18 protein-coding genes and 1 tRNA gene are annotated in these 15,101 nt (G+C 68.5%); 6 read left to right on the top strand and 13 right to left on the bottom strand.

Translation table 11 applies throughout. From position 1 onward, the window contains the following. Nucleotides 1-130: 130 nt before the first annotated feature. Entirely contained in the window at nt 131-592 is a 462-nt protein-coding gene (locus tag C3942_RS01150; RefSeq protein WP_133164207.1) for a hypothetical protein, read from the bottom strand. Nucleotides 593-826: 234 nt separating this feature from the next. Between C3942_RS01150 and C3942_RS01145 the strand changes: the two genes are divergently transcribed. Both C3942_RS01145 and C3942_RS01140 read left to right on the top strand, forming a co-directional pair. After that, the gene (locus C3942_RS01145) at nt 827-1,714 is read left to right on the top strand and encodes a metal-dependent hydrolase (protein ID WP_104228494.1); all 888 of its coding nucleotides are present in this window, start codon (nt 827-829) and stop codon (nt 1,712-1,714) included. A 156-nt stretch (nt 1,715-1,870) separates the two neighbouring features. Further along, complete coding sequence (locus C3942_RS01140; protein ID WP_104228493.1) at nt 1,871-2,125, top strand: hypothetical protein; 255 nt, start codon at nt 1,871-1,873, stop codon at nt 2,123-2,125. A gap of 4 nt (nt 2,126-2,129) precedes the next feature. On the opposite strand, the gene C3942_RS01135 is transcribed toward C3942_RS01140, so the two are convergent. The 11 genes from C3942_RS01135 to C3942_RS01090 form a co-directional block, all read right to left on the bottom strand. Continuing rightward, nucleotides 2,130-2,573, bottom strand: a complete 444-nt coding sequence (locus C3942_RS01135) for a GNAT family N-acetyltransferase (RefSeq protein ID WP_207765931.1) — start codon at nt 2,571-2,573, stop codon at nt 2,130-2,132. A gap of 8 nt (nt 2,574-2,581) precedes the next feature. Continuing rightward, nucleotides 2,582-2,983, bottom strand: a complete 402-nt coding sequence (locus C3942_RS22510; RefSeq protein ID WP_207765930.1) for a hypothetical protein — start codon at nt 2,981-2,983, stop codon at nt 2,582-2,584. Between the two features lie 103 nt (nt 2,984-3,086). Next, a tRNA-Pro gene (locus C3942_RS01130) sits at nt 3,087-3,163 on the bottom strand. Between the two features lie 329 nt (nt 3,164-3,492). Next, on the bottom strand, nt 3,493-3,951 hold the full coding sequence (locus C3942_RS22905; RefSeq protein WP_104228491.1) for a MerR family transcriptional regulator: 459 nt from the start codon (nt 3,949-3,951) through the stop codon (nt 3,493-3,495). After that, nucleotides 3,935-4,231, bottom strand: coding sequence for an integration host factor subunit alpha (locus C3942_RS01120; protein ID WP_104228490.1), 297 nt, complete (start codon nt 4,229-4,231; stop codon nt 3,935-3,937). The genes C3942_RS22905 and C3942_RS01120 overlap by 17 nt, the downstream gene beginning before the upstream one ends. Nucleotides 4,232-4,247: 16 nt before the next feature. Further along, nucleotides 4,248-6,617: a phenylalanine--tRNA ligase subunit beta gene (gene pheT, locus C3942_RS01115; RefSeq protein WP_104228489.1), complete on the bottom strand. Its 2,370-nt coding sequence runs from the start codon at nt 6,615-6,617 to the stop codon at nt 4,248-4,250. 164 nt (nt 6,618-6,781) lie between these two features. After that, complete coding sequence (gene pheS, locus C3942_RS01110; protein ID WP_104228488.1) at nt 6,782-7,798, bottom strand: phenylalanine--tRNA ligase subunit alpha; 1,017 nt, start codon at nt 7,796-7,798, stop codon at nt 6,782-6,784. A 271-nt stretch (nt 7,799-8,069) separates the two neighbouring features. Further along, nucleotides 8,070-8,429 carry a 50S ribosomal protein L20 gene (gene rplT / locus C3942_RS01105; protein ID WP_104228487.1) on the bottom strand — a complete coding sequence of 120 codons (360 nt, stop codon included), beginning with the start codon at nt 8,427-8,429 and terminating at the stop codon, nt 8,070-8,072. An 11-nt stretch (nt 8,430-8,440) separates the two neighbouring features. Further along, the gene (rpmI, locus tag C3942_RS01100; RefSeq protein ID WP_104228486.1) at nt 8,441-8,638 is read right to left on the bottom strand and encodes a 50S ribosomal protein L35; all 198 of its coding nucleotides are present in this window, start codon (nt 8,636-8,638) and stop codon (nt 8,441-8,443) included. A gap of 138 nt (nt 8,639-8,776) precedes the next feature. Beyond that, a complete protein-coding gene (infC, locus tag C3942_RS01095) occupies nt 8,777-9,298 on the bottom strand; it encodes a translation initiation factor IF-3 (RefSeq protein ID WP_104228485.1) in 522 nt (173 codons plus the stop codon). A 132-nt stretch (nt 9,299-9,430) separates the two neighbouring features. Next, nucleotides 9,431-10,630 (bottom strand): EAL domain-containing protein, encoded by a 1,200-nt coding sequence (locus C3942_RS01090; RefSeq protein WP_165797270.1) that lies wholly within the window; start codon nt 10,628-10,630, stop codon nt 9,431-9,433. A 154-nt stretch (nt 10,631-10,784) separates the two neighbouring features. On the opposite strand from C3942_RS01090, the gene C3942_RS01085 reads away from it, so the two are divergent. Both C3942_RS01085 and C3942_RS01080 read left to right on the top strand, forming a co-directional pair. Continuing rightward, complete coding sequence (locus tag C3942_RS01085; RefSeq protein WP_104228483.1) at nt 10,785-11,582, top strand: dioxygenase family protein; 798 nt, start codon at nt 10,785-10,787, stop codon at nt 11,580-11,582. A 9-nt stretch (nt 11,583-11,591) separates the two neighbouring features. Further along, nucleotides 11,592-12,758 (top strand): multidrug effflux MFS transporter, encoded by a 1,167-nt coding sequence (locus tag C3942_RS01080; RefSeq protein WP_104228482.1) that lies wholly within the window; start codon nt 11,592-11,594, stop codon nt 12,756-12,758. On the opposite strand, the gene fabR is transcribed toward C3942_RS01080, so the two are convergent. After that, complete coding sequence (fabR, locus tag C3942_RS01075) at nt 12,755-13,435, bottom strand: HTH-type transcriptional repressor FabR (protein ID WP_104228481.1); 681 nt, start codon at nt 13,433-13,435, stop codon at nt 12,755-12,757. The genes C3942_RS01080 and fabR overlap by 4 nt on opposite strands. Nucleotides 13,436-13,643: 208 nt before the next feature. Here fabR and C3942_RS01070 point away from each other — a divergent pair, with 208 nt between their 5' ends. Together C3942_RS01070 and C3942_RS01065 are read left to right on the top strand one after the other, a co-directional pair. Beyond that, entirely contained in the window at nt 13,644-14,090 is a 447-nt protein-coding gene (locus C3942_RS01070) for a hypothetical protein (RefSeq protein WP_104228480.1), read from the top strand. Nucleotides 14,091-14,204: 114 nt separating this feature from the next. Then, nucleotides 14,205-15,101: an SRPBCC family protein gene (locus C3942_RS01065; RefSeq protein WP_133164206.1), complete on the top strand. Its 897-nt coding sequence runs from the start codon at nt 14,205-14,207 to the stop codon at nt 15,099-15,101.

Here is a 15,101-nt window from a genome sequence, read left to right as displayed (position 1 = left end):
AGTCCGTTCGTGCTGAGCCTGTCGAATCATGGGGGGCTTTCCCGCCGCGGCTCAGGAACTGCCGCCCGCCCTTCGATCCTTCGGCGAGCCCGGGACGTCAGGGGGAACGGCCATGGCCACCGCAGTGCTTTCAGCGCCGGCGGCGCATCTGGCCGCCGGCGCCCGGTCCGCGCTCGATGGGGGCCATCAGCACGGCCTGGTCCTGCCATTGCTCCCACTGCGAATCGCTCAGCGTGGTGGCCACCGCGGACTCGAAGCGGGCATAGGCCAGCACCTCGCGCTCGTGCAGCTCGCCCCACTGCTTCGCCAGGGCGGCGCTGCGCTCCAGGTAGTCCGGCTGGCGGGGCGACAGGCCCTGGAGTTGCTGCCGCAGCGTCTCCCGCTCCGCCTGCAAGGCGCGGGTCTGCGGCAGGGCGGCGTCGAAGGCCGCCAGCACCTTGGCGCGCTGCTCGGCCGTGGCCTCCACCTTGGCCAGCGTCACCACGATTTCCTTCTCGGAGGCGATGCCGGGGTTGCGTCCCTGCATTGCGGGTCGGCTGGCACAGGCGGTGAGCGTCAGGGCGGCGAGGGCGATCAACAGGGGTCTGGTCATGGGTCGGGGACTCGGGAGGTGCGCTAAGACGGCTCCGGGAGCCATAAGTTTGCACGTTCCGCCGGGTGGAACGCGGGCGCTGGTCCAAGTATCGGGAGATGTCACGCATTGCGAGTGCTGCAAGCACGGGTACTCCATGTGGATTCCGCCGGACGGGTATCCGAATGGAATCCGAACAAACTACCGGATTAGAGTCCCCTGAACCTCATGCTGGGCTCCGCCCGGGAGTTGTCGATGCAAGCTCCGTCGCCGCGCCGCAAGCTGTCCGGCGCCCAGGCCGGCATTCCGCCGCGCCACGTGGATTTCCAGTTCCCCGCGCAGGCGCCGCGCCACTTTTTCTTCGACGGCAACCCGGCGGCCTCGTCGATCTTCGCGGTGTTCTCCGGCATCTTCCCGCCGGGCGAGCGCTTCTTCGTGGAATCCGTGCGCCGCTTCCGCGACCGCATCGACGATCCGGAACTGAAGGCGCGCGTCTCCGGCTTCATCGGGCAGGAGGCGCTGCACGGCCGCGAGCATGAGCGCCTGAACGCCTGGTTCGCCGAGCGCGGCATCGACACCGGCCCCTCGGAGCGCCGCGTGAAGTGGGCCCTGCGGCAGCTGGAGCGCTTCTCGCCGGAGCAGCAGCTGGCCTGCACCACGATGATGGAGCACTTCACCGCGATCCTCGCCGAGCTGTGGCTGACCGACGAGGAATTCCGCAGCAAGGCCGATCCGGAGATGCTGAAGCTCTGGTCCTGGCATGCGCTGGAGGAGCTGGAGCACAAGAGCGTGGCCTACGAAGTCTACGAGAAGGTGGGCGGCGGCGACCGCGAGCGCCGGCGCGCCACGACGCTGGTGGCCATCTTCCTGCTGCCGGGCATCCTGGCGAGCTGGGTGGAGCTGTCGCTGCGCGGCGGCGCGCTGCGCGACCCGCGCGAGTTCTACCGCGGGCTCGTCGCGCTGCTGGGCCGGCGCGGCTTCATCACGCGCGTACTGCGCAAGCTGCCGTTCTACTGGCGCGACGGCTTCCATCCCTCCCGGCACGACACCCGCGCGCTGGAGGCGCGGGTGCGGGAACAGCTCTTCGGCGAGGGCGGGGAGCTGCGGGAGCAGTGGAAGAACCGCGAGGCGCTGGCCGCCTGAGAGGGACCGTCCAAGCCGCTGTCGGGAAAGAGCTTTCCCCGGCGGCAGGGCGGCGGGCTCTGCGGCGGCATCGCCGGGGGCCGAGGACTGTCTCAAAACTGCAGTTTTTCTTCGTGACAATCCACGGGCCGGACCTCGGCCTATGGATGCACGAACATGCAGATCGACAATGAAGTGGCGAAGCAGGCCCAGGCCCCCCGCCTGTGGAGTGCCCTCGGTGGCCTGCTGGCGGCCCTGCTGGCCATGCCCTTCCTGGCGTCCGGGTTGCTCGACCTGGGCGAGGAAAGCCTGATGGACCTGCTGATCGGCCTCGCGGCCTGCTGGGTGGCCGCGCGCCTCTGGCTGACGGCCCTGGGCCGTCCGCTGCGCCTGCGGCGCCCGCTGCCCGCGTTGCGCGCGGCGGCCCGCTAGGGCCTCAAAGGGGCAGGCTGTAGTGGCGGAACACGGTGTCCGCCTGCCAGCCCTGGGATTCGTAGAGCGCCTGCGCGGCCCGGTTGTCCAGGGCCGTGGACAAGGACAGGCGGACCGCTCCCGCGGAGCGGCCAAACCGGGCCGCAGCCTGGAGCAGCAGGGCGCCCACGCCGTGGCGCCGCGCCCGGGGGACGACGAACAGATCGTTGAGGATGTAGCTGCGGCCCAGGCGCACGGAGGAAAAGCTCGGATAGAGCTGGGTGAAGCCCAGTCCCTGGCCCTGCGCATCCTCGGCGATGAAGATCACCGACTGCTGCTGCCGGAAGCGTTCCAGCAGGAAGGCCCCTGCCGCTTCCGGATCGGAAGCCTGGCCGTAGAACTGCCGGTAGCCGTCGAACAGCGGGACGATCCGCTCCAGGTCCTCGATGGTGGCCTGCCGGATGTCCACGGCGGCATTCAAGGGCAGGCGCTGATCTGGGCGGCGCAGCTGAAGCGCTGCTTCTCGTCCTTCAGCTCCGGCACCTCGACCTCGCGGCCGCCCACGGTCCGCTTGCTGCCGCCGACGATATGGCGGTCCACCACGCGGCATTCGTCGCCCTCGCGCTCCAGCGTGAAGCCAACCTCCAGCTTGTCGGCCCGCAGGCTGCAGCTGCGGGTGCCGCCCTGGAAGACGCAGCGCTCGGCGGGCACCTCGATCTCCTGCGTATAGCGCACGCTCTGGCGAGCGGCGCGCGCATCCACGGCGGGCAGGGGGATGCTCATCTCGCCCAGGGACTTGGTCTGCAGCTTCAGGCAGTCGGCGGCCGGGGCGGCGAAGGGGAACAAGCAGAGGGCGAGGACGACGCTGCGAAGGGTCATGTGCGGGTCTGTGGGGAAGATCGGATGCGCGGATATTGACCGGTTCCGCGCGCAACAAAAAGGCCGCCCGGGGGCGGCCTTTCTGCTTGAATCCGGAATTGATTGGTCGGGGCGAGAGGATTTGAACCTCCGACCACTTCCACCCCAAGGAAGTGCGCTACCAGGCTGCGCTACGCCCCGACTTTTGAAACGGTGCCGCTAAAGGGTCGCGAAGTGTAAACGAGGCGGGCGGTGAGCGGAAGCCGTTAGAGGCGGTTCGTGGCTGGAAAATCCCTGCCGCTGCGACCTCTTGCTCCCGAAGCAGGCGCGCTATCAAGCCTGGGCCGCCATGCCCGAATCCCTCTCAGGGTAAGCGCGTGGCGGCGGGGAGGGTTCGTGCTTCGACGGGCTCAGCACGAACGGCGGGCCTGGCTCCTTCGTAAGGGGCGACCAAGTGGGTGTTGATTCGGGGTGGAAAACCAGGCGGGGAGTCCATTCCCCTGATCAGGCTCGCGTGGCGAGCCTCGGGCTTACTCCGGGTCCGGCAGCAGGCGCAGGAGCGATTCCAGCTCATCGCGCAGCTTCTGGATCTCCTGGGCGCGGCGCGGGGCCGGGGTGGCCGTGCGCGGCTTGGCGGCGCCGTTGCCGCCGGCCTGCATCTGCATGGGCGCCGGGTTGGCCAGGCGCAGGCCGTCGGCGGCCACGGCCGAGACCTTGGGCATCTCGCGCAGGCGCTGGCGGGCGCCGCCGATGGTAAAGCCCTGTTCGTAGAGCAGGCTGCGGATGCGGCGCACCATCAGGACGTCGTCCTGCTGGTAGTAGCGGCGGTTGCCGCGGCGCTTGACCGGGCGCAGCTGGGGAAACTCCTGCTCCCAGTAGCGCAGGACATGCGGCTTCACATCACACAGCTCGCTGACCTCGCCGATGGCGAAGTAGCGTTTGCGCGGGATTTCCGGGAGCGGCGGCAGCTTGTTATCGGCGGGTCGCATCGAACTCCACTCTCAGCCGCAGCTTCTGGCCAGGACGGAAGGTAACGACGCGGCGCGCGGAGATGGGAATCTCCTCGCCGGTCTTGGGATTGCGGCCCGGGCGCTGGTTCTTGGACCTGAGTTCGAAGTTGCCGAAGCCCGAAAGCTTCACTTCCTCGCCGCCTTCCAGGCGCTCGCGGATTTCTTCGAAGAACAGGTCGACGAACTCCTTGGCCTCACGCTTGTTGAGACCCAACTCGTCGAACAGCGCATCGGCTAGCTCAGCCTTCGTCAACGCCACGTTCTTGCACCCCTTTTTACTGCCGGATCACAGCGCCCAGCTCGCGCGTGAGCTGCGAGGTGATCCTGGCAACCGACGCGTCGATTTCTTCTAGGGTTAGGGTGCGGGAATAGTCATTGAAAATCAACCCTAAAGCCACGCTTTTGCAGGCAGTAGGTAAGTTATCGCCCCGATAAATGTCGAAGATGAAAACTTTCTGCAACAAATTTTCACCGGAAGCCTTGGCGCAGGCGATCAGCGCATCCGCGGAGACCGTCTCGGGCACCACCAGGGCGAGGTCGCGGCGCGACGACGGGAACTCGGACAGCGGCTGCGAGACCGGCACGCGGGTGTCGCGGATGACCTCCCAATCCAGCTCGAACAGCAGCGGGGCCTCGGGCAGGTCCAGCGTGCGCACGAGCTTGGGGTGCAGGGCGCCGATCCAGCCGGCGGGGCGTTCGCCGCGCAGGATGCGCGCGCTCTGGCCCGGGTGCAGGGCAGGGTGCTCGGCCTTCTCGAAGCGGTACTCGCCGGCGGTGCTGCCCAGCAGGGCCACCACGTCGGCCTTCAGGTCGTAGAAATCGGTGGGGCGGGCGGCGCTGCTCCACTGTTCCGGCAGGGCGGCGCCCACGGCCAGGCCGGCGAGGCGGCTGGTTTCCACGATCTGGCCGTCCACGTCGGCAAAGGCCACGCCCTGCTCGAACAGGCGCAGGCGGTTCTGCTGGCGCTGGCGGTTGTAGAGCCAGGCCGGGATCAGGCCGGCCCACAGCGTGGTGCGCATCACCGACAGGGTGTCGGCGATGGGGTTGTCCAGGGGGATGCCGCGCGCATCCGGGTTGAGCTGGCCCTGCAGGCCCGGCTCGACGAAGGACAGGCTGACGATCTGCTGCCAGCCACGCGACACCAGCACGTCCTGCACGCGGCTCAGCGAGCGGGCGGCCTCGCTGGGGCGGCCCGGCGCCAGGCGGGCGGCGTAGGGCTTGGCGGGGATGCGGTCGTAGCCGTAGAGGCGGGCCACTTCCTCGATCAGGTCGGGCTCGATGCGCAGGTCGTATCGGTAGCTGGGCACGCGGGCGATCCAGGCGCCGCCGAGCTCGTGGCGGGTGGTGATGCCCAGGCGCGACAGCAGCTGTTCCACGTCCTTCTCGGCGATCTCGTGGCCCAGCAGCTGGTTCAGGCGGGTCTGGCGCAGGCGCACCGTGACCGGCTCGGCCGGCGGACGCCCGGCGGTGATCACCGGGTGCACCTCGCCGCCGCAGATCTGCAGGATCAGTTGCGTGGCGCGTTCCAGCGCCGAGCGCTGCAGGCCGGGGTCCACGCCGCGCTCGAAGCGGTAGCAGGAGTCCGAGGCCAGCTTGTGGCGGCGAGCGGTGGCGGCCACCGCGGTGGGGGCGAAGCAGGCCGACTCCAGGAAGATGCCGGTGGTGCGGACCTGCACGCCGGACTCCTGCCCGCCCATGACGCCGGCCAGGGCCAGCGGGCCGTGGTCGTCGGCGATGATCAGTTCGCCGTGGTTGAACTCCAGGGTCTCGCCGTTCAGCAGTTCCAGCTTCTCGCCGGCGCGTGCGCGGCGCACGCGCACCTGGCCGGAGATCTTGCCGGAGTCGAAGGCATGCATCGGCTGGCCCAGCTCGAGCATCACGTAGTTGGTGATGTCCACCACCGGGTGGATGCTGCGCAGCCCGGCGCGGCGCAGGCGTTCGCGCATCCAGTCCGGAGTGATGGCCTTGGGGTTGAGCTTGGTGATGACGCGCCCGGTGTAGTGCGGGCAGGCCTGCAGGTCCTCGATCTCCACCTTCACCTGCGAATGGCCCACGACCACTGCCTGCGGGAAGCTGGGGCGCTTCATCGGGATGGCGTACAGCGCCGACAGCTCGCGGGCCAGGCCCAGCACGCTGAGGCAGTCGCCGCGGTTGGGGGTGATCTCCAGGTTGAGGACGTTGTCCTTCAGGCCCAGGTACTGCTCGATGGGGGTGCCCGGCTTGGCATCGTGGTCCAGTTCCAGCAGGCCCTCCGACTTCTCCGCCAGGCCGAGTTCCTTGGCCGAGCAGAGCATGCCGAAGGAGTCCACGCCGCGCAGAGCCGCCTGCTTGATCTCCATGCCGTCCGGCAGCTTCGCGCCGACGACGGCGCAGGGAGCGTTCATGCCCGCGCGCGCATTGGCGGCGCCGCAGACGATCTGCAGCTTCTGCGGCTGGCCCACGTCGACCTCGCAGACCTGCAGGCGGTCGGCCTGCGGATGGCGCTCGGCCTTGACGATGCGGCCCACGACGACGCCTTGCGGCAGCGTCTCCAGCACGGGCTCGATCTCCAGCTCCAGGCCGCCCATCACCAGGCGGTCCGAGATTTCATTGATGGTGGCCTGCGGGTTGACCCACTCGCGCAGCCAGTTTTCGCTCAGTTTCATTGTCTTTGTGTCCTAGGGACTAGGAATTCAGGGTGCGCAGGAAGGGGCGGGCAAGAGATTCACCGGACCGTTCGGCACGCACCTCGATACGACGCCGCGCGGCGCTGCTCGGTGTGAACGGGTGGCGGGAACGTCCATCTCTCTTCGAGCCCTGATCCCTGCTCTCAAGCGAACTGCTCGAGAAAGCGAAGATCGTTGTTGAAGAACTGGCGCAGGTCGTCCACGCCGTAGCGCAGCATGGCGAAGCGTTCCACGCCCATGCCGAAGGCGAAGCCGGTGTAGCGCTCCGGGTCCAGGCCCACGGCCTCGAAGACCTTGGGGTGCACCATGCCGCAGCCCAGCACTTCCAGCCAGCGCTCGCCCTTGCCCGGATCGGCCCAGCGGATGTGCACGTCGGCGCCCGGCTCCACGAAGGGGAAGTAGGACGGGCGGAACAGCGCCTTCACGTCGCGCTCGAAGAAGCGCGACAGGAAGGTCTCCAGGTCGTACTTCAGGTCGCTGAAGGTGACGTTCTCGGCCACGTACAGGCCTTCCACCTGGTGGAACATCGGGCTGTGCGTACGATCGGAGTCGGAGCGGTAGACGCGCCCCGGGCAGATGATGCGGATCGGCGGCCGGCGGCCGGATTCCACCACCGCCTTCATGGTGCGGATCTGCACCGGGCTGGTGTGGGTGCGCAGCACGCGCTGGCCGCCACGCAGGTAGAAGGTGTCCTGCATCGAGCGCGCCGGGTGCAGCTCCGGGATGTTGAGTGCGCCGAAGTTGTGGAAATCGTCCTCGATCTCCGGGCCTTCCACGGTCTCGAAGCCCAGCTCGTTGAACAGCTGCTCGATGCGCTGGATGGTGCGTGCGATGGGGTGCAGGCCGCCCGGGGCCACGCCGCGGCCGGGCAGGGTGACGTCGATGCTGTCAGCCGCCAGCTGGCGTGCCAGCTCGGCCTGCTCCAGCGTCGCGCCGCGCGCGTCCATGGCGGACACCACGGCTTCCTTCACGCGGTTGACGCGCTCGCCGAAGCTCTTGCGCTCCTCCGGCGCCATGCCGCCCAGCTGCTTGAGCAGTTCGGTGACGCGGCCCTTCTTGCCCAGGTAGTCCACGCGCAGCTGTTCCAGCGCGCGGGCGTCGGAGGCCGCATCGATGGCGCTTTTCGCTTCGTTCAGCAGCTGATCGAGTTGTTCGCTCATGCTTTCGTTAACCAATGAATGACTTCATATCTGCGGAATCCGCAAACCGTTCATGCCGAGTAGCCTCGTGACCCCGAGTGCCGCGAAGCGGCGTATCGAGGGGGAGCGTGCGTATCGAGGCACGTTCACCGGGCACTTCGATACGCGACGCTGCGCGGCGCTACTCGGTGTGAACGGTCCGTTGAATCCACCAGTTTCCAGAAAAACAAACAAAAAAGGGGAACGGCTGGACGCCGTCCCCCTGATTCGGATCTACGACGGTTCGCTGCGATTAAGCGGCGAGCTGGGCCTTGGCCTGCTCGACGAGCTTGGCGAAAGCCGGCTTGTCGTTCATGGCGAGGTCAGCGAGAACCTTGCGATCCAGGGCGACGCCGGCCTTGGCGAGCCCGTTGATAAATCGGCTGTAGGCCAGGCCCAGTTCCTGGGAGGCGGCGCCGATGCGGATGATCCAGAGCGCGCGGAATTCGCGCTTCTTCACGCGGCGGTCGCGGAAGGCGTACTGGCCGGACTTGATGACCTGCTGCTTGGCCGAGCGATACGTGCGCGACTTTGCGCCGTAGTAGCCCTTGGCCTTCTTCAGGACCTTCTTGTGCTTCGCGCGAGCGGTAACACCACGTTTGACACGAGCCATCGTCGATCTCCTTAGGCGTAGGGCAGCATGTGAGCAACTTCACGCACGTCGGAGCCGTGCACCTGGGCTTCGCCACGCAGCTGGCGAATGCGCTTGCCCGACTTCTTGGTCAGGATGTGGCGCTTGTGCGAGTGGCTGCGCTTGAAGCCGCCTTTGCCGGTCTTGGCAAAGCGCTTCGCCGCGCTTTTCACGGTTTTCATCTTGGGCATTTCATACTCCTAAAAAGCTTTCGATTGCCGGTTTCACATCCCCGCCCTGGGGAGCTGACCGGGCCTGCCGGCAGCCGGCAGGACTTCTCTTTTCCCGGCCCCGCCCCCGAAAGCGCGCGGCCGTAAAAACCTTGCGGGTTACGCCCGCTTGCGCGGAGCGATCACCATGACCGACTGGCGGCCTTCCATCTTCGGATGCTGCTCGACCATGGCCAGCGCATCCAGCTCCGTCTTGAGACGGCTCATCACTTCCATGCCCAGTTCGGCGTGGGCCATTTCGCGGCCGCGGAAGCGGATCGTCACCTTCACCTTGTCGCCTTCTTCCAGGAAGCGCGTGATGTTGCGCAGCTTCGTCTGGTAGTCGCCTTCCTCGGTGGTCGGGCGGAATTTCACTTCCTTGACCTGGATCTGCTTCTGCTTGCGCTTGGCGGCATGGGCGGCCTTGTCCTTTGCGTAAAGGTACTTGCCGTAATCCATGATCTTGCAGACCGGCGGCTCCGCATTGGGAGACACTTCCACCAGGTCCAGGCCATCAGCCTCGGCCTTGGCGATCGCGTCGCGGGTGAGCATGATGCCGACCTGCTCGCCATCGGCGCCGATCACACGTACGCGGGGTACATTGATCTGTCCGTTGCGCCGGTCTTCACGTTCTGCTGCGATGGTTCATCTCCCGCGTCAAGCCGAAAAGCCCCGCACAGGCGGGGCATGAGGGCGCGCATCCTACCAGCGCCAGGGCTGAATCTCAAGGGGAATCAAACGATTCCATGCCCCAAAGGGGGGCATTCCGCCGCCTCAGGCGGCCTGGTCGCGGCTCAGGAGCTGCGCCGCACGGTCCAGCGGCAGGGCGGGGGCCCAGTGGAAGCCCTGGCCGTAGTCCACCCCCAGCTCGCGGCAGCGGGCGGCCTGCCCCGGGGTCTCGATGCCCTCGGCCACCGTTTCCATGCCCAGGTCGTGGGCCAGCCGGGCCACGGCGCCGACGATGCGGGCGGCGGCGGGGCTGGTTTCCAGCTCGCCGATGAAGCTTCGGTCCAGCTTCAGGCAGTCCACCGGCAGGCGCTGCAGGTAGGACAGGGAGCTGTAGCCGGTGCCGAAGTCGTCCACCGACAGCTTGGCCCCCAGGGCCTTGCAGCGCTGCAGCAGCTGCAGGGTGGCGTCCGCGTCGCGGGCGATCATCGATTCGGTGATCTCCAGGCGCAGGCGTCGCGGGTCCAGCCCGCTGTCGGCCAGGGCGGCCTCCAGCACCGGAAACAGGGCCGGGTCGTCGAACTGGCGCAGCGACAGGTTCAGGCTCAGGAAGGCGGCCGCCCCCGGCACTTGCCGGTCCAGCTCGGCCAGGCAGCGGCAGGACTCGCGGATGATCCAGTGCCCCAGCACGTAGATCAGCTCGCTCTGCTCGGCCACGGGAATGAACTCGCCCGGCGACACCCGGCTGCCGTCGGGGCGGATCCAGCGGATCAGCGCCTCGAAGCCGGCAGGGCGGCCGTCTCGCAGTCTCACGATGGGTTGCAGGTGCAGCTGGAACTCGCTGCGCTCCAGCGCCGTGGCCATGGCCTGCTCCAGGCGCAGATGCTGCAGGGCGGCCTGCCGGTCGGCCGCCGCGTGGGCCGTGCCGGCCATGCCGCCGCCCTGCTCGACGGTCTGCGCCAGGCGCAGCACGTTGTCGCGGCTGCGCGCGATCACCACGCGCAGCAGGTGGCGCAGCAGCGGGTCGGCCGCCAGCACGCGCTCTTCCAGGTATTCGTGGCTGATGACGATCAGCGTGGTCGGCTCGGTCGCCATCGCCGAGGCCAGGCGGGTGTGGCCGCCGAGCAGGGTCATTTCGCCGAAGATTTCGTCGCGGCCCAGGCAGGCGATGCGGCGGCGGCTGTCGAGACTGCCGGTGAAGATCTCGATGCAGCCGGATTCGATGACGTAGGCCTCGTGGCCTCCGTCGCCTTCCCGGAACAGCATTTCCCCGGTCTCGAGGCTGCGGCGATGCCGCTCGGCGCTCATCGGAATCTCCTCTGTCATCCGCAAGATACCGCAGATGGGCCGCGTGCAAGTGCGTGATTCTTCAAATAGTCTGAAATGTCTATTCAACAAACGGGGATTCATCGGCGCGGCTCCCGGGGGCATGCTGGCGCCCCCTGATCGACCGGAGTCCGTCATGACCCGCCTGCCCTCGGTGTTCGTCTCCCACGGCTCGCCCATGCTGGCGCTGGGAGCCGGCGCCACCGGCACGGCCTGGCGGCAGCTGGCCGCCGGCCTGCCGCGGCCCCGGGCGGTGCTGGTGGCCTCCGCCCACTGGCTGACCCGCGCGCCGGCCGTGGGCGCCGCGCGGCAGCCGGAGACGATCCACGACTTCGGCGGCTTCCCCCAGCCCTTGTTCGACATCCGCTACCCGGCCCCGGGCGAGCCCGCCGTGGCACGCCGGGCGGCGGAGCTGCTGGCCAATGCCGGGTTCGAAGCGCATGGCGTCGAACGCGGCCTGGACCACGGCGCCTGGGTGCCGCTGCGCGAGTTCTATCCGCAGGCCGACGTGCCGGTGGTGCCGCTGGCGCTGCAGCCTCGCCTGGGCCCGGAGCACCACTACCGGCTGGGGCTGGCCCTGCGGCCGTTGCGCGACGAAGGGGTGCTGGTGCTGGGCTCCGGCAGCCTCACGCACAACCTGCACGAGGTGCGTTTCGAGGAGACGGCCGAAGTGGCGCCCTACGTCGCGGAGTTCCAGCGCTGGTTCGCCGGGCGCCTCGCGGCAGGTGACATCGCGGCCCTGCTCGATTACCGTCGCCGCGCCCCGCAGGCCGCCCGGGCCCATCCGACCGAGGAGCACCTGCTGCCGCTGTTCGTCGCGCTGGGCGCGGCGGGCGAGGGCGCCGCGGCGGAGCACCGCTTCGGCGGGGTCACCCACGAGGTCCTGGCCATGGACGTCTACCGCTTCACCGAACCCGCCGCCGAGGCGGCCTGAACCGCCTGCATGCAGCTCACCGCCTCCCACAAGCGCCTCATCCTGATCCTGGGCATCGCCACCGCGATCGGCCCGATGTCGATCGACATGTACCTGCCGGCGCTGCCGACGCTGGCGAGGGACCTGGCCGCCTCGCAGGGGCAGGCGCAGTTCACGCTGTCGTCGTTCTTCGTCGGCCTGGCGCTGGGCCAGCTGCTGTACGGCCCGATGATCGACCGCTACGGCCGCAAGCGGCCGCTGTACATCGGCCTGGGGCTGTACGTGCTGGCCTCGCTGGGCTGCGCGCTGGCCTGGCGGATCGAGGCGCTGATGGCCTTCCGCGTGCTGCAGGCCCTGGGCGGCGGCAGCGCCATGGTGGTGGCGCGGGTGATCGTGCGCGACCTGTTCGATCCGCAGACCGCCGCGCGGGTGTTCTCGCTGCTGATGCTGGTGATGGGCGTGGCGCCGATCCTGGCGCCAATGGTGGGCGGCTGGGTGCTGCTGGGCTTCGGCTGGCGCTGGATCTTCGGCGTGCTGGCGCTGTTCGGCCTGGGCTGCCTGCTGGCGGTCTGGCGCGCGCTGCCGGAGACCGGAGGACCCTCGACCGGGCCGCGCGGCGGCTACTGGAGCGTGATCTCCGACCGCCGCTTCCTGCCCTATGCCCTGGGCGGCGCCGTGGCCCAGGCCGGCATGTTCGCCTACATCGCCGGCGCGCCCTTCGTGTTCATCGAACTCTACCGGGTGCCGCCGGAACATTTCGCCAAGGTCTTCGGCGCCAATGCCTTCGGCCTGATCGGCGCCTCGCAGTTCAACCGCTGGCTGCTGGACCGGTTCCCGCTGGAACGCGTGCTGCGCAGCGCCCTGCTGGCGCATGCCCTGGCGGCGCTGGCGCTGCTGGCCGTGGTGCTGTCGGGGGCCGGCGGGCTGACGGCGATCCTGCCGCCGCTGTTCGTCTGCGTGGCCGCGCTGGGGTTGGTATTCCCCAACTCCTCGGCGATGGCCATGGCGCCCTTCGAGCGCAACGCCGGCACCGCCTCGGCCTCGCTGGGCATGATCCAGTACGGTGCCGCGGCGCTGTCAGGGGCGGTGGTGGGTTCCTGGCACGACGGCTCGGCGCTGCCGATGGCGGCCGTGATCGCGATCTGCGGCGTGGGGTCCAATCTGCTGCTGCGGACGCTGGCGCCGAAGGCCGACTAGTCCGGCGCCTTTTCCTTCCACTGCGTCGCGCCCAGGAAGATCAGGCGCAGCTGCTTGACCAGGAAATCGGTCAGCTCCCGGTGGGCCTGCGGGTGGTTGTGCGGCAGGTCCAGGATGTCGGTGGCGGCGTTGAACATCGACGAGACGATCAGGTTGCAGATCATCTGCAGCGAGGCAAACGACAGCTGCGGCGCGATGTTGAGCTGGCGGATGTCCTCGGCCATCTCGTTGGTGAAATGCGTCGCCTCGTTGCGTACTGCGCGGCGGATCAGCGGCGAGCCGCCGTGGCGTTCGCCGGCCAGGAAGAAGAACTGCAGGCGGTTGTCCTCGACGTACTGCTTGTAGACCTCCACCGAGCGCCGGACCATGTCGGCGTCGGGGCGGCCCTGCTTGCGCGCCTCGCGCAGCAGGCGGCGCAGGGTCAGGCCGCTCTCCTCCACCAGGGCCAGGCCCAGCTCGTCCATGTCGCGGAAGTGCCGGTAGAAGGAGGTGGGCACCACACCGGCCTCGCGCGTGATCTCGCGCAGGCCCAGGCTGGTGAAGCTGCGGCCGTCCGACATCAGCTTGAGGGCGGCGTCGAGCAAGGCGCCGCGCGTGCGCTGCTTGCGCTCGGAACGGGTCACGAGGGCGCCGTCGTCGGCGCCGCTGCGGGGGCTGCGGGAAATGCGGGTGGTCATCAGACTGCGGTTCGGCTTACGCTGCCTAACTTAGCACAGCAGTCAAATCAACGCCTTGAGGCGCGGGTGTGGCAAAACGGCGGAATTCGGTGTACAGGCGTCGCCTTGGCCCGGCGGCGGACGGGCGCGGCCGCAGACCCATACGCAGCGCCGCGGCGCTCGGGTACATTGCTCGCCAGACCCTCTTGATCTCCATAGGTACAGAACCATGAGCAAGCTGCAGAAACTCGAACTGCTGAAGGACTCCCTGCAGCAGGCGATCGACCGCGCCGTGTCCTCCATCGGCCAGATCCACCTGCAGGTCGCCGACCTGCCGTTCCAGTTCCTGGAGCGCACCGGGGTGCTGACCGAGGACAAGCTGGCGCTGCGCGAGCGCAACCGCCAGGCAGCGGCGATGGTCTACGACGCGATCCGCCGCATCAACCAGCAGCTCGGCGACCTGATCTCCGACCAGATCGAGAACCTGGAAGACGCCGCGCACATCAACCAGGTGCTGGACGAGAACGAAGCGGATGCGCGCCCTGCGCCGGCGAAGAAGGCTGCGCCCAAGAAGCCGGCGGCGCGGAAGCCCGCTGCGAAGCGGGCCGCCCCGAAGAAGGCCCCGGCCAAGAAGCCGGTGGCGAAAGCCGCTGGAAAACCGGCGAAAAGAAGCTAGGCTGGACTGCCGCGTGCCGCCGTGGGGACGGCGGCACGCTTCATGCGATGTTCATGCCGTTGCAGCAGCATGAAGCCTGCGAACCTCCGTCATCGAGGCTCGGTCACAATGAACATGGCATCCCCGAAAATGCGCTGGACCCTCGCATACCGATCCCTCTGGCTGCTGACTGCCGCCTGGACCGGTGTCCTGCTGGCCGCTCCGGCACCCGAGCCCTCCGCCGCGGCGCTCGCGGCCACCTACCAGTCCAGCGCCGAGCGCCTGCAGGGGAGTCCGTTCAAGCGTCCGATGATCCTGCAATCTGCAGAGTCGGAGGGCGCGCTGAAAGGCGAAATCCACGCCGTGATCGGCAAGCCGCTGGCGACGGTCAGCTCCGCGCTGGCCGATCCCGAGAACTGGTGCGAAGCGATGATGGTGCATCCCAACGTCGCCGGCTGCCGCGTGGTCGGCGATGCCGCGGCGCCGAAGCTGGCGATGAATCTCGGCGCGCGCCTGGAGGCCTCGGGCGAGGCGCCGTACTACGCCGAGTTCGAGTTCCGCCGCATGCAGGCCGACGAAGGCTTCCTGCAGCTGCGCCTGGAAGCGGACAAGGGGCCGGTCGGCACGCGCGACTACCGCATCCTGGTGGAGGCCGTGCCGGTGGAGGAAGGCAAGACCTTCCTGCATTTCTCGTATTCCTATGTCCCGAGCTTCGCCTCGCGGATGGCGACGCAGGCCTATCTCAGCACCAAGGGCCGCAACAAGGTCGGATTCACGCCGCAGGGCGAGGGCTACATCGGCGGCCTGCGCGGCGGCATCGAGCGCAACGCCATGCGCTACTACCTTGCCCTGGAGTCCCACCTGGCCGAGTTGTCGGTGCCCGAGGGCCAGCGCTTCGAGCGCAGCCTGCAGCGCTGGCTCGACGCGGTGGAGGAATATCCGCGCCAGCTCAAGGAAGACGGCACGCGCGAGGAATATGTCGCGATCAAGCGAGGGCAGTACCGCCGCCTGCAGGTGGCGACGGTACGCTGA

It is taken from the genome of Solimonas fluminis, assembly GCF_002930645.1.
GTDB classification, from domain to species: domain Bacteria; phylum Pseudomonadota; class Gammaproteobacteria; order Nevskiales; family Nevskiaceae; genus Solimonas_A; species Solimonas_A fluminis.
The sequence above is the reverse complement of the archived record's forward strand: the minus strand, read 5'-3'. Positions and strand labels throughout refer to the sequence as shown.

What these genes read in the sequence shown, in the direction of transcription:
- C3942_RS01150 (WP_133164207.1), bottom strand. Translation starts at nt 592, where the DNA reads ATGACCAGACCCCTGTTGATCGCCCTCGCCGCCCTGACGCTCACCGCC.
- C3942_RS01145 (WP_104228494.1), top strand. Translation starts at nt 827, where the DNA reads ATGCAAGCTCCGTCGCCGCGCCGCAAGCTGTCCGGCGCCCAGGCCGGC.
- C3942_RS01140 (WP_104228493.1), top strand. Translation starts at nt 1,871, where the DNA reads ATGCAGATCGACAATGAAGTGGCGAAGCAGGCCCAGGCCCCCCGCCTG.
- C3942_RS22510 (WP_207765930.1), bottom strand. Translation starts at nt 2,983, where the DNA reads ATGACCCTTCGCAGCGTCGTCCTCGCCCTCTGCTTGTTCCCCTTCGCC.
- C3942_RS22905 (WP_104228491.1), bottom strand. Translation starts at nt 3,951, where the DNA reads ATGCGACCCGCCGATAACAAGCTGCCGCCGCTCCCGGAAATCCCGCGC.
- pheT (WP_104228489.1), bottom strand. Translation starts at nt 6,617, where the DNA reads ATGAAACTGAGCGAAAACTGGCTGCGCGAGTGGGTCAACCCGCAGGCC.
- pheS (WP_104228488.1), bottom strand. Translation starts at nt 7,798, where the DNA reads ATGAGCGAACAACTCGATCAGCTGCTGAACGAAGCGAAAAGCGCCATC.
- rplT (WP_104228487.1), bottom strand. Translation starts at nt 8,429, where the DNA reads ATGGCTCGTGTCAAACGTGGTGTTACCGCTCGCGCGAAGCACAAGAAG.
- rpmI (WP_104228486.1), bottom strand. Translation starts at nt 8,638, where the DNA reads ATGCCCAAGATGAAAACCGTGAAAAGCGCGGCGAAGCGCTTTGCCAAG.
- C3942_RS01090 (WP_165797270.1), bottom strand. Translation starts at nt 10,630, where the DNA reads ATGAGCGCCGAGCGGCATCGCCGCAGCCTCGAGACCGGGGAAATGCTG.
- C3942_RS01085 (WP_104228483.1), top strand. Translation starts at nt 10,785, where the DNA reads ATGACCCGCCTGCCCTCGGTGTTCGTCTCCCACGGCTCGCCCATGCTG.
- C3942_RS01080 (WP_104228482.1), top strand. Translation starts at nt 11,592, where the DNA reads ATGCAGCTCACCGCCTCCCACAAGCGCCTCATCCTGATCCTGGGCATC.
- fabR (WP_104228481.1), bottom strand. Translation starts at nt 13,435, where the DNA reads ATGACCACCCGCATTTCCCGCAGCCCCCGCAGCGGCGCCGACGACGGC.
- C3942_RS01070 (WP_104228480.1), top strand. Translation starts at nt 13,644, where the DNA reads ATGAGCAAGCTGCAGAAACTCGAACTGCTGAAGGACTCCCTGCAGCAG.
- C3942_RS01065 (WP_133164206.1), top strand. Translation starts at nt 14,205, where the DNA reads ATGGCATCCCCGAAAATGCGCTGGACCCTCGCATACCGATCCCTCTGG.